The organism is Neorhodopirellula pilleata (assembly GCF_007859915.1).
GTDB classification, from domain to species: Bacteria; Planctomycetota; Planctomycetia; order Pirellulales; family Pirellulaceae; genus Rhodopirellula; species Rhodopirellula pilleata.
On sequence record NZ_SJPM01000002.1, the window covers coordinates 98,009 to 109,796 of the forward strand.

Below are 11,788 nucleotides of genomic sequence, written 5' to 3' on the forward strand. Positions count from 1 at the left end.
ATTCAGTTCACGTGATCGGTCGGGCGGGAAAGTAGCGAACAGGCGATTCGCCGGCGGGATGGGGGAAGCCTGATTGTAGGCATCGGCGGAGCTTGGCACAAACTTTGACTCATCCCTCGCTGACCGGGCTGTTGATTTAGTGCGTTCCTCAGTTTTTGTGAGCTGATGGCGCTAGCCACGGGTTCCGACTGGTGGCTTGTTTGCCGTAAAGCCCGCGGCTAGCGGGCTGTTGATTTTGTGCACGATTGGGCGTTTTCGTTTAACGGCAAGCCGCAGGCGTCTGCGTTCTCAAGCTCTGTCGCCTGCGGCTTGCCGTTAAACGATTAAATCAACAGCCCGCTAGCGCCGTCGGCTCACTAAATCAACACGCCGTTACGCGTCGGGTTACGATGCAGACAAAATCAACACGCCACTGGCACGTTCCCGCTGAGTAGCGAACTTTCATTTTAAATCGTATTTAGCATCACATGAACGTTAATTGTCGCATTATAAAAGTGACATAGGCTTCCAGCCTGTGTTTCAGTTTCCACAGGCTGGAAGCCTATGCCACTTATTTGCATAAGCGCTCGCCAATTCCCATCTGACGATCACGCTATGAAGTTTTTACCGTGTATTCTAATCCTTGGCTTGACGACGACACCTTCGGTTGCCAACGAGCGTTGGAACGTGCTATTCATTGTCTCTGATGATTTGACCTCGACGGCGCTTTCGTGTTACGGCAACACCGTATGTCAAACGCCCAACATCGACGCGTTGGCCGCGCGCGGCACTCGATTCACTCGCGCCTATTGTCAGGGAACCTACTGCGGCCCATCGCGGGCGTCGTTCATGTCAGGTTACTATCCGCACGCGACGGGCGTGCTCGGATACACCAACCCGAGGCCCCAGATCGGTAATCGTCCGACATGGTCGGAACATTTTAAGAACCATGGATACTACGCCGCTCGGGTTAGCAAGATCTTTCACATGGGCGTGCCCGGCGGCATCGAAGAAGGTGGCGACGGACGTGATCACGACGGCGGCAACGGTGCCGACGATGAACGTTCGTGGACCGAACGGTTCAACAGCCCTGGGCCGGAATGGAAAGCGCCCGGCGACGGCGAAACTCTCGAAAGCAACCCCGACGGTACCCGGCCTGTTGTCGGCGGTAATACGTTTGTGGTTGTCGAAGCCGACGGAGATGATCTCGTTCATTCCGATGGAAAGACCGCGTTGAAAGCATCGCAATTGATTCACGATCATCGGGATTCACCGTTCTGGATGGGTGTCGGGTTCGTTCGACCGCACGTTCCGTTTGTCGCCCCTCGTCCTTACTTCGACGCGTTCAAACCTTATGAAAAGTTGTCCTTACCGGAGAGGCTGGAGAACGATTGGGACGATGTTCCGAAAGCCGGCATCAACTACAAAACCAGCGTGAATATGAAGATGGACTTACGACGCCAGCGAAAAGCCTTGGGAGGTTATTACGCCTCGGTCGCGTACATGGATGCTCAGGTCGGAAAAGTCTTGGCGGCGTTGAACGACTCAGGTTTGCAAGACAGGACGATTGTGATCTTCACCAGCGACCACGGTTACCATTTAGGTGAGCATGATTTCTGGGCGAAGGTATCCTTGCGTGAAGAATCCGCTTCGGTGCCGTTGATCATCAGCGTACCGGGTAAACAACCGGCGGTCTGCGACAGCCTTGTCGAACTGCTCGACTTGTACCCTACGCTGTCAAGCTTATGTGGATTGCCGATTCCCTCGAATATCCAAGGCAAGGACATTTCGCGGATGCTCGACGATCCGTCCCACTCCGTTCGCGACGCCGCGTTCAGCGTGGCCCCGATGCGCAAAGGATTCCTTTTGCGGGAAGATCGTTGGGCGTACATTCAGTACGGTGAAGAATCCCAGCAAGGTCAAGAGTTGTTTGATATGGACAATGATCCACGACAGTTTCACAACTTGGCATCGTCCCTTGATCACGCCGACGAATTAAGCCGATTGCGCACAAATTTGTCCAAGAAATTAACGACAATCCGAGACAACGATCTATAGAAGCCTTGCGTCGCTTGTTGAATTCAACGCCTTGCAAAAAGATAGATTCGTTTAAGAGCTCGACTCGTTTTGCCAAACCGGCGGCGGATACGATGCGTGGTTCGGGATGATCGCGATCATCAACAGGAACAGACCGACGACAATATGATTTTGGTGAACGAATGGCGGCGGAGTTCCCGCCAAACGGCCCCACGCGATTAAGCCGACCGCGATCACGAGAATCAGCAAATGTGCGTGCCGCGTCGGTCGCCAATACGAAAGTCCCGCCAACACACAAATAGTCAACGCAATGATCTGATCGCCCCATAGGATGGTCGCATCAGATTGGACGCGGAATACAAACGGACTCACCGCCAACCAAACCGCCGTCATGATCTCAACAACACGTCCCCACATCACCTCACCTCCCTTGCGAGTAATTCCTCACCGGCAACATCAAGTTCGGAGGTTCGAGAGCCCCAGAACGCCTTCCATAACAAGCCGGCGCTATGGTGGTTTTTCCAGACGATTCGTAGATAAGCAAGAGACACGCGGACTTCGTCCCAGGCCCAGTAGACCAGGATCAACGAAATCGCCGCTGTGACCAAGCACAGAAAACACCATTGACCCACGACGAACGCTTGGAGAACAACCAGAACCACACTCACAATGCCCAGCGGGATGACGTCGATGCCGAATAGAATCACCATCCAAGGCCGGTATTGCCAACGTCGAGTCGAACCGGCAAATCCCAAGATGGCATCACCCAAATAGGCAATCACGCCTAACGACGCGTCGTGAATCCCGAGAATCGCGTACATCGATTTAGCCGTGTCCGACTTCAGAACGCGGTTGCTGCCGTCGCCGAATACCGGATCATAGGTGGTTTCTATGAGATCCCATTGATACATCGACAAGTGCGCTGATATGGCGGCGGCAACAAACGCCAGCAGACAGATAGGAATCCGTTGGCTCCATGCCGACGGATTGTGTCGATACGGTGGTACGGAAGCGTTGAGCTTCTGATTCGAATGCGATGATTGCCTCATCCGCTCAGCCCATTCTTGCGGCACCATTGGTCTGGGTCGGACTTGAGCAAATTGGTCATCTTCGGCAAGGTCGTTGACAATTGATGTTGGGGCGTCCAATCAATCAATTCTTTCGCCCGCGAGATATCAAGTGCGTAGTGATCGTCGGCCATATCAACCATGAACGGCTTGATGAAGGCATCACCGCCTTGAACCGCATCGACCACCGCAGCCCCGACCTTGGCGAGTGGCTTGGGAACAAAGTGCGTCGCCCAATCTTTGCCGTGCTGTTGTTGACCGATCATCGACTGCAGCTCTTCGTAGGAGAGCGGGTCGGGTTCACCGATCAAGATCGCGGTCTTGGGTGGAATCGCATCACGTCGCTCGACGGTGCGAATGATGGCGTCTACCGCGTCGTCTACATGCACCGCCGACTGACCGACCCGGGTATCACCGGGAAAGAAGTGTCCTTGAAAATCCTTTTCATAGATCCGCTTCATCTGCTGAACGATGGTCGGCTGTTGTCCATAATCGGTATAGACTCCTGAGATCCGCAAAAAGACAGATCGCACGCCGGGATGACCTTCACAGATAAGCCTTTCTGTTTCGATCTTGCTTTGGGGATACGGCCACTTGGCTTCTAAGGGATCGTCCTCGGAGATCCGCTCACCGATTTCGCAAGGCTCATGAATCAGCATCGTGCTGGTAAAGATAAACTGCTCGAAATCAAAACTCTCGAGTGCATTGAGTAGTCGATCCGTACCGTTGATCGTGACTTTCTCATAGAGACTGCTATCGGCACCCGAGAAGTCATAGTACGCAGCCATGTGAACCACGCTCGCCAACTTTCCACCGGTCAATTGATGGACCTGATCGACGGCGGCTCTTACCGAGACAGAATCAGTTAAGTCGCATTCGATATCCCGAACATACGCATGATGTTTCGGCGGCTCGGGAAGTCCCACGCGATCAAAACCGAAAACTTGATAGCCAGCGTCGGCCAGTTTGATGCAAACCGGATAGCCTAGTAGCCCCGTGCTTCCGGTCACGATGATGGCGGGTCGGTCTGGCTGGTTGGATGGTTCTGACATGGTTTCACGTGCGGAATGCGGTGATGTTTCGATGCGATAGCTATCTTGTTTGAGGAACGCTCCGCAAAGTTCATGCCGGTGAATACGTCGTCGAGATGAATCAAGAAAAGACTCAGCACAAGTGCGGTTTTTTGTTTGATACGAACGCATAAGCGACGACATTGTCTCACGCTAAGAAACTGCTCGGGAATTTCTTTCTGATTTCGTAACCTGACGCGTGACAGCGCGTTGATCTAATTAGCCGTACCGCGTTAGCTGCGGTTAGCCGAACGCAAACCGGGGCTAGCGGGCTGTTGATTTAGTCCTCATCGAAACCCGAAGCGTAAGCGAGGGATACATACAAAGAACTTAATGGCGTTTAATACCTCGCTCACGCTTCGGGTTCCGATTCTCTTGCTCGTTGCAAATACCGAGTTTAGTTCCGCACAGTTCTTGAACAAACGAGTCGCTCGTGCAGAGCCTTCCTCTATAGCCGGCTGTAGATGACCAAGCCGCCGATATAAACGATGAGGACGACGAGCGAATCGACGCCCATGCCCATCACCGTGCGATCGCGACGCTCGAGAATTCCCCATAGGTAAACAGCGGTAACCGTAATCCCGATCGCACCTAAGAAGGCGTCGGCGGGATTCATCGCATTGATGATAGGACCGTCTCGGTAAGCCAATTCGGCGGGCAGGAACAAGGCGATCTCAAGACTGTTCGTCCCTAGGATGTTGGCCGCCGCCATGCTATAGGCACCCACAACGATCCCACATACGCGGTGAACAACAACACCGGCCAGAATCCGATACCGCCGTAGGAAACCAGTTCGCCTGACGTCACGGCGGCAGATGCCAAAGCAACCAAGGCGATCAATAATACGCCAGCAATCAGCAACGACGATTGAGGTGAAAAAAAAGTCAACGGGCGTCCACGCAGCACCACCGCGTCGATCACCGCCAGCACCGCGATCTGCATCACAACCCCGCCTAACAGATTGGCCCCCGCCATCTCGGCGGCGTTGGACCAAGCGGCGGTCAACGTGGTCGCTAATTCTGGTAAACTGGTCGCCCCGCCCAAAAGTAACGCCCCGGCGAACGCCTTGCCCAAACCGGTGCGGTCGGCAATTAAGTCAACGTATTTGCTGAGCTTGGTTCCGGCTAGCCATACCAATACGGCTCCGACGGAGAACACTCCGAAGTTGATCGGCAATGAGTTGGTGCTGAAATCGGTCATTCTCGACCGCGACGCAATTTCCGCACCGGAACCTGCGTACTGTTGGTAAGCTGCGTTCGAACTTCTTCGAATACCCATCCAAAAACTGAACAAGGTCTTGCAAATTGATGAAGTCGCCAATCGTGATCGCTCACCGTGGAGCAAGCGGGTACGTTCCCGAGCATACCCTGATGGCCAAAGGGATGGCGCACGCCATGGGTGCCGACTTTCTTGAGCAAGACATCGTCGCGAGTAAGGACGGGGTCCCGGTCGTCTTACACGACATACATCTCGACACGGTGTCCGATGTCGCCAAACGATACCCGGATCGTTGCCGTAGCGATGCACGTTTTTATGTGATCGATTTCACGCTGGATGAACTCAAGCAACTTGCGGTTTACGAACGCTTTCATCCCAGCACCGGCAAGGCCGTTTTTCCTGAACGATACCCGTCAGGAGAAGGCGACTTTCGCATCTCGACGCTGGCCGAGGAGTTGCAATTCATACAAAACCTCAACCGCACTTGCGGACGCGAAGCGGGGGTCTATCCGGAGATAAAGCGGCCCGTTTGGCATCGCGACCAAGGCATCGATCTGACGCCAATCGTTTTAGATGTACTCGCTAAGTTCGGTTACACCGAGAAACAACACGCATGCTATGTTCAATGTTTCGACGCGAACGAAGTCATTCGAATTCGAAATGAACTTGGCTACCGAGGCCGTTTGATTCAATTGATTGCCGACGGGCATGATGTCGAATCAGGCACCGATTACAAACGACTCAAGACCCACGAAGGACTCGCCGAAGTCGCATCGGTCGCCGACGGCATCGGGCCCAACCTCGTCGATGTCGTTGGATTTTCGGCCACGGGTGAACCCGTCGTGGGGGAACTGGTCGCTGCCGCGCAGGGCTTCGGCTTGCTAATTCATCCGTGGACGTTCCGTGCGGACGCATTGCCCGCCGGCGCCATGTCGACGAAGGCCATGCTTGACGCTTGTATTCACCACGCGAAGGTTGACGGATTATTCACCGATCAACCCGACGTCATGGTCGAGTATCTTCGTTAGTGCTTCGCCAGATTTAATCATCTAGTTTCGTGACTTAAGCCGACAGCCTAACGGTCTGTTGATTTAGTCGTTTAACGGCAAGCCGCAGGCGACAGAGCTTGAGAACGCAGACGCCTGCGGCTTGCCGTTAAACGAAAACGCCCAATCGTACACTAAATCAACAGCCCGCTAGCCGCGGGCTTCACGGCAAATAAGCCACCATTCAGAACCTGTGGCTAGCGGGCTGTTGATTTAGTCCTCATCGAAACCCGAAGCGTGAGCGAGGGATACATACAAAGGACTTAATGGTGATGAATCCCTCGCTCACGCTTCGGGTTACGATTAAATCAACACGCCGCTAGCGCCATCGGCTCACAAAAACTGACGAACGCACTAAATCAACAGCCCGCTAGCGTGTTCGGGTCAACCTAAACCAAACTTTTTACGAAGCACTAGCGTTTTGGTGCTTGAGGAGATGACGTCTGCGTTCGGCCCCGAGTTGCTGATCGCATCGGCGCGTCATTTCTTTCAGCCGGTTTTGCTTCTTCGGACTGTTGTCGCAAAGCGATCATCGCTTCGGCGTCACCTCGTTGCAACAACTGCCCGTTGGCGGCCCAAGCAGCCCAGGTGCCACTCGGCTTGCCCGCGTCGTAGTAACCCGTTGCTTCTTTCATGCCGTTGGGGTGCCACCAAGTCCACTCGCCGACCTTGGCGTCCGCTTCGATTTGACCGCGTCCTTGAGGCTGGCCGTTCTCGTAATACCAAACGAACTCGCCGTTTTGTTTGCCTTGATCATAGGTGCCCACGAAGGCAAGTTGTCCGTTGGGGTGCCAAGTTGATACCAACCCATGTCGCACCGGTTCGGTGGAACCTGCGGGTTGAGTCGAAAAGCGTGAATTCCACCAATCGTGTTCCGCCATCTCGTTGGCGTAGGGAACCAACACATGAGATTCTGATTTCTTTTTCTTCTGGGTTCGTGACTCGTACCAATCCGTTTTCGTCTGCACGATTCGTCCTCGATCCAGTTCGATTCGCTGTGGCTTGGAGGTTTTGGAATCGTTCACGATGGCAGGGCCGTGGGGCACGTTGGAATCAAACGTTACTTCGCGAATGACGGCTCCTCGGCTGTTGTACCAGACCGAAGTGTCTTCACGATTGCCGTTCTCGAATTGCCAAATCAGCACGAGGTTTCCTTTAGAGTCTGAAACCGTCCATGCTCCGGATAGTTGCCCGTTAAGGAATGTGGCGTGCGACTGAAACGGAGGTTGGAAACCTCCATCAAGTGTGTTCGTTAACTGCCGAGCTTCTTCGACCCCGATGGTTTGCCGCCATTCGCCCTCAAGTTCGCCTTGTGTGTAGTTTCCGCTGCGGACAACTTCACCTTTGACGTTGTACTCGATGTACTTGCCGTGATTGACGTAGTTTCCTTGGACGTCCTGGGCGACTTCACGCTCGATGTGAACATTCCCGTTGTTGAATCGCTGGCGGATGAGTTCGGTCTGCGAGCTAGCCAGCCCTTTTTGGGATACGCCACTTGATGAAGCCTTGTTGTCAAACTGATCGGTCACAATCGACAGGCTGCTTTGAAGTTCTTCGCCCAAGTTAGGGTCGGTTAACCACTGTACCTCGTCAGCATCAACATGCGTTGGCAGTAATTCCAATGACTGCGCATGAGCAGACGATCCGATCGAGATACTCAGTAGGGTCAATGTCAATGAAAGCCGACGGATTTTCTTGTGATTCATTTGATCTAGCGTCCTTGAAGAATATCAGGGCGAGGGTGGGGCAGGCTGATTAAGACGAGCACGGGACAAAACATTCCGATGCGATCGACCATTCCGCAAAAGCAGTGGACTGGTGTGCTCGGTGTACAGAACTTGATAGATGTTTAATCGTGAATTGAGCGTTTGCACCTTACGCCAAAATCTAAGCTGTCAATTAGGTAAGATAGATCGATCTTGTCTGCGTGCGTTCGTGAGCAAAGACAGTTACAATCCCCCCCATCGAATTTCGCTTCGGTGCGGAGATGCTACCAATTTGCACCTATTTGGCCTTACCCCCACGCTTGGAATCGTTAAAAGATTGATGCTCCAACCGAACCGCCTGTCTGTCTTTTTCATCTCATATTTTCTTGTCTTCACAACGACTGCGGTGGGACTCGGTGAACAACCAACGTCCGCGACACTTGTTGAGTTCGTCGTAGGCGATTACATAGATGACGAAGGTGGTGACTGGCACCCCAACGCGAGTCTCGTCGATGGCCCCTTCGGTATTGACATCGATTCTCGCGGATCAATGTGCGTGGTCGAATTGACTACAGGGAGGCTGCTTAAAAGCAATGCCAAAGGCGAGTTCGTTGTCTTGAGCGAAGCGGCAGAGAAAGGCTACTCGGGTGACGGTGGTCCGGTGGCTCAAGCCAACTTCAACGGGCCGCACAACTGCGTCGTATCAGGAGATGATCGCCTCCTGATCTCCGACACATGGAACCATTGTGTCCGGAGGGTCGATCTGAATTCGTTGGTGATTCAAACCGTCGTTGGGACAGGAACGAAAGGGTTTTCAGGTGACGGCGGGCCCGCCGATTCGGCGACGTTTAACGACATCATGTGCGTCGAACTGGATCATTCGAAACAAGTTTTGCACCTTGCCGATCTTAAGAACGTTCGGATCCGCAATGTGGACCTCACGACGGGCATCGTTCACACCGTCGCGGGCAACGGCGAGAGAGGGATACCACGCAACGGTGCCCGAGCAACCGAGTCACCGCTTGTGGATCCACGGGCGGCAGCATCCGATGTCGACGGAAATCTGTATGTGCTCGAGCGAAACGGTCATGCCCTGCGTGTCGTACAAAGCGACGGGACCATTCGCACCGTCGCCGGAACCGGAAAAAAAGGTTATCGAGACGGGCCTGCATTACTCGCGGAGTTCGACTCGCCGAAACATATCTGCTGTGACCCGGCCGGAAATGTTTACGTTGCTGACGACCAGAACGGCGCGATTCGAAAATACGATCCGCGTTCGGGCCAAGTCACAACTTTGTTAGGACAAGGTCACGGCGATCCACGGATTCGACTTCAACGCCCGCACGGCGTGCGTTGGCACAAATCAGCTTTATATGCTTTGGACACCGGCCACAATCGCATCTTCAAACTGACATTCCATTAAGAGCCTATCCAAACCCCCGCCTAAATGAAGGTAGCCGAGCGAAATGCCGAACCCGTGGACCGGAGTAGGAAACCCATACACCCGTGTCGAAGTCCTGGACCGACTTCACGCAACGCTCGATCGTGGTGAACCGATCATCGCGGCCGGAGCCGGCACGGGCATCAGCGCCAAGTTCCTCGAGAAGGGTGGCGTGGACTTGATCATCATCTACAACTCGGGCCGATTTCGCATGTCCGGCCACGGGTCTACCGCCGGGCTGATGGCCTATTGTGATGCGAACGCCGTAGCCATGGAGATCGGGGAATTTGAAGTCCTACCCGTCGTGGAAGAAGCTCCGGTAATCTGCGGTGTTCACGCGACGGATCCTCGCCGGCGCATGTGGCATTGGTTGCTGAAGGTGAAAGACATGGGATTTTCGGGCGTCAATAATTTCCCTACCCACAGCATTATCGACGGACAGTTTCGGCAAGTGCTCGAAGAGACCGGAATGAGCTTTCAAAAAGAAGTTGATACCGTGGCACTGGCCCGCAAGATGGATCTGTTTACGATCGTCTATGTCGGTCAACCAGATGAAGCCCGCGCGATGGCCGAAGCCGGAGCGGACGTGGTGATCGCTCATGTCGGCACGACGATCGGTGGTGCGATCGGTGTTCAAGACGCCGCTTGCACGATCGAAGAAGCGGCGCAGCGCACCCAGGCGATCGCCTCGGCCGCGATGAAGGTTCGCAGCGATGTGATTTGCCTCTCGCACGGTGGCCCGATCTCGACCCCCGCCGACGCCGCGTACATCAACGAACACACCGATGTCGTGGGTTTTGTCGGCGCGTCAAGCTTGGAGCGGATGGCGTTCGAGGAATCGTTGACCGACTTGACGCGGCAATTTAAGCAGATCCCCGTAGAGCGTAAAAACTAGGGGACTCATTCATGGCAACGATCGCCGTCCTTGGGACGCTGGATACCAAAGGGCTCGAACACGCATTTCTTGCCGACGAAATTCGGCGGATCGGGCATCAACCGTTGTTGATCGACGTCGGCACCGGCAAGGCGGCACAGGTCAATCCCGATATCACAAGCGAGGAAGTTGCCTCGGCCGGGGAAGTGGATCTTGCTGAACTGAAGCAACGCGGTGATCGTGGCGAATGCGTTTCTGCGATGGCGATGGCGGCGCCCCGAATCCTCGAGCGATTGTTTCGTGACGGGCGAATCGATGCCGTTGTCTCTCTCGGCGGTGGCGGTGGTACCGCGATTGCCACTGCGGCGATGCGTGCGTTGCCGATCGGGTTTCCCAAGCTAATGGTCTCAACGCTCGCTGCGGGAAACACCGCTCACTACCTCGGTGACAAAGATATCACGATGATGCCAAGCATCGTCGATGTCGCGGGGCGCAACCGTATTTCACGAGCGGTTTTTCGACGTGCTGCTGGAGCGATCTGTGGGATGGTCGACGTGACCACGGTCTCCAGCGACGATCGTCCTTTGATTGTCGCTAGCATGTTTGGGAACACGACCGAGTGTGTCAACGCGGCAATCCCCGTCCTTGAAAGTGCGGGCTATGAAGTGCTCGTCTTTCACGCCACCGGATCCGGCGGTCGTGCGATGGAGTCGTTGATTCAAAGTGGTCTCGTTGACGCGGTGCTCGACATCACGACCACCGAATGGGCAGACGAACTCGTCGGCGGGACACTGTCGGCCGGGCCAAACCGTCTTGACGCCGCCGCTCAGGCCGGCATTCCCGCGATCATCGTGCCGGGATGTTTGGATATGGTGAACTTCGGCGAGCGCGATACCGTGCCGAGTGAATTTTCTGACCGGAAGTTTTACGTTCATAATCCGCAAGTGACGTTGATGCGGACCAATGAAACGGAATGCCGGGAACTTGGACGGATTCTCGCCCGCAAGATCAATGCTTACACGGGCCCCGTTACGGTGATGATCCCGCGACAGGGATTGAGCGTCATCGGTGGGCCCGGCCAGCCGTTCCACGATCCAACGACGGATGCGGCCTTGTTCGATACGCTAACTAGCTTACTTTCAGAGAACGTGAAGGTCGTTTCGATGGATCACCGAATCAACGATGCGGCGTTTGCACGTGCATGTGCTGAAGCATTGCTAGACAACCTTCAAGCCAAACGTGAGGGCACATAGGAACTGTTCGCAAATAACTTCCTGATTTCGTAACCCGACGCGTCAGCGCGTGTTGATTTAATCGTAACCCGAAGCGTGAGCGAGGGATTCAGCGCCA

Annotated in this window: 11 protein-coding genes; 5 read left to right on the forward strand and 6 right to left on the reverse strand. The window is 54.5% G+C overall.

Features of this window, described 5'->3' with window-relative positions; all coding sequences use genetic code 11:
• The first annotated feature begins 594 nt into the window (after window positions 1–594).
• Window positions 595–2,037 carry a sulfatase gene (locus tag Pla100_RS05465; RefSeq protein WP_146576702.1) on the forward strand — a complete coding sequence of 481 codons (1,443 nt, stop codon included), beginning with the start codon at window positions 595–597 and terminating at the stop codon, window positions 2,035–2,037.
• A gap of 51 nt (window positions 2,038–2,088) precedes the next feature.
• On the opposite strand, the gene Pla100_RS05470 is transcribed toward Pla100_RS05465, so the two are convergent.
• From Pla100_RS05470 to Pla100_RS05490, 5 genes are all read right to left on the reverse strand, one after another.
• Entirely contained in the window at window positions 2,089–2,433 is a 345-nt protein-coding gene (locus Pla100_RS05470) for an SPW repeat domain-containing protein (protein WP_146576703.1), read from the reverse strand.
• Window positions 2,433–3,065, reverse strand: coding sequence for a vitamin K epoxide reductase family protein (locus Pla100_RS05475; RefSeq protein WP_146577288.1), 633 nt, complete (start codon window positions 3,063–3,065; stop codon window positions 2,433–2,435). The genes Pla100_RS05470 and Pla100_RS05475 overlap by 1 nt, the downstream gene beginning before the upstream one ends.
• Window positions 3,062–4,135 carry an NAD-dependent epimerase/dehydratase family protein gene (locus Pla100_RS05480; RefSeq protein WP_146576704.1) on the reverse strand — a complete coding sequence of 358 codons (1,074 nt, stop codon included), beginning with the start codon at window positions 4,133–4,135 and terminating at the stop codon, window positions 3,062–3,064. The genes Pla100_RS05475 and Pla100_RS05480 overlap by 4 nt, the downstream gene beginning before the upstream one ends.
• A gap of 466 nt (window positions 4,136–4,601) precedes the next feature.
• The gene (locus Pla100_RS31500) at window positions 4,602–4,865 is read right to left on the reverse strand and encodes a hypothetical protein (protein ID WP_231602755.1); all 264 of its coding nucleotides are present in this window, start codon (window positions 4,863–4,865) and stop codon (window positions 4,602–4,604) included.
• On the reverse strand, window positions 4,844–5,353 hold the full coding sequence (locus Pla100_RS05490; protein ID WP_231602756.1) for a hypothetical protein: 510 nt from the start codon (window positions 5,351–5,353) through the stop codon (window positions 4,844–4,846). The genes Pla100_RS31500 and Pla100_RS05490 overlap by 22 nt, the downstream gene beginning before the upstream one ends.
• 107 nt (window positions 5,354–5,460) lie before the next feature.
• Here Pla100_RS05490 and glpQ point away from each other — a divergent pair, with 107 nt between their 5' ends.
• Entirely contained in the window at window positions 5,461–6,399 is a 939-nt protein-coding gene (gene glpQ, locus Pla100_RS05495) for a glycerophosphodiester phosphodiesterase (RefSeq protein WP_146576705.1), read from the forward strand.
• 431 nt (window positions 6,400–6,830) lie between these two features.
• On the opposite strand, the gene Pla100_RS05500 is transcribed toward glpQ, so the two are convergent.
• Window positions 6,831–8,123, reverse strand: a complete 1,293-nt coding sequence (locus Pla100_RS05500) for a toxin-antitoxin system YwqK family antitoxin (protein ID WP_146576706.1) — start codon at window positions 8,121–8,123, stop codon at window positions 6,831–6,833.
• 340 nt (window positions 8,124–8,463) lie between these two features.
• Between Pla100_RS05500 and Pla100_RS05505 the strand changes: the two genes are divergently transcribed.
• Genes Pla100_RS05505 through Pla100_RS05515 form a run of 3 tightly spaced genes read left to right on the forward strand, consistent with a single transcriptional unit; the run spans window position 8,464 to window position 11,691 of the window.
• On the forward strand, window positions 8,464–9,546 hold the full coding sequence (locus Pla100_RS05505) for an NHL repeat-containing protein (protein WP_146576707.1): 1,083 nt from the start codon (window positions 8,464–8,466) through the stop codon (window positions 9,544–9,546).
• 43 nt (window positions 9,547–9,589) lie between these two features.
• Window positions 9,590–10,459, forward strand: coding sequence for a phosphoenolpyruvate hydrolase family protein (locus Pla100_RS05510; RefSeq protein WP_146576708.1), 870 nt, complete (start codon window positions 9,590–9,592; stop codon window positions 10,457–10,459).
• 11 nt (window positions 10,460–10,470) lie between these two features.
• On the forward strand, window positions 10,471–11,691 hold the full coding sequence (locus Pla100_RS05515; RefSeq protein ID WP_146576709.1) for a Tm-1-like ATP-binding domain-containing protein: 1,221 nt from the start codon (window positions 10,471–10,473) through the stop codon (window positions 11,689–11,691).
• Window positions 11,692–11,788: the final 97 nt, after the last annotated feature.

What these genes read in the sequence shown, in the direction of transcription:
- Pla100_RS05465 (WP_146576702.1), top strand. Translation starts at nt 595, where the DNA reads ATGAAGTTTTTACCGTGTATTCTAATCCTTGGCTTGACGACGACACCT.
- Pla100_RS05470 (WP_146576703.1), bottom strand. Translation starts at nt 2,433, where the DNA reads ATGTGGGGACGTGTTGTTGAGATCATGACGGCGGTTTGGTTGGCGGTG.
- Pla100_RS05475 (WP_146577288.1), bottom strand. Translation starts at nt 3,065, where the DNA reads ATGAGGCAATCATCGCATTCGAATCAGAAGCTCAACGCTTCCGTACCA.
- Pla100_RS05480 (WP_146576704.1), bottom strand. Translation starts at nt 4,135, where the DNA reads ATGTCAGAACCATCCAACCAGCCAGACCGACCCGCCATCATCGTGACC.
- Pla100_RS31500 (WP_231602755.1), bottom strand. Translation starts at nt 4,865, where the DNA reads ATGGCGGCGGCCAACATCCTAGGGACGAACAGTCTTGAGATCGCCTTG.
- Pla100_RS05490 (WP_231602756.1), bottom strand. Translation starts at nt 5,353, where the DNA reads ATGACCGATTTCAGCACCAACTCATTGCCGATCAACTTCGGAGTGTTC.
- glpQ (WP_146576705.1), top strand. Translation starts at nt 5,461, where the DNA reads ATGAAGTCGCCAATCGTGATCGCTCACCGTGGAGCAAGCGGGTACGTT.
- Pla100_RS05500 (WP_146576706.1), bottom strand. Translation starts at nt 8,123, where the DNA reads ATGAATCACAAGAAAATCCGTCGGCTTTCATTGACATTGACCCTACTG.
- Pla100_RS05505 (WP_146576707.1), top strand. Translation starts at nt 8,464, where the DNA reads ATGCTCCAACCGAACCGCCTGTCTGTCTTTTTCATCTCATATTTTCTT.
- Pla100_RS05510 (WP_146576708.1), top strand. Translation starts at nt 9,590, where the DNA reads ATGCCGAACCCGTGGACCGGAGTAGGAAACCCATACACCCGTGTCGAA.
- Pla100_RS05515 (WP_146576709.1), top strand. Translation starts at nt 10,471, where the DNA reads ATGGCAACGATCGCCGTCCTTGGGACGCTGGATACCAAAGGGCTCGAA.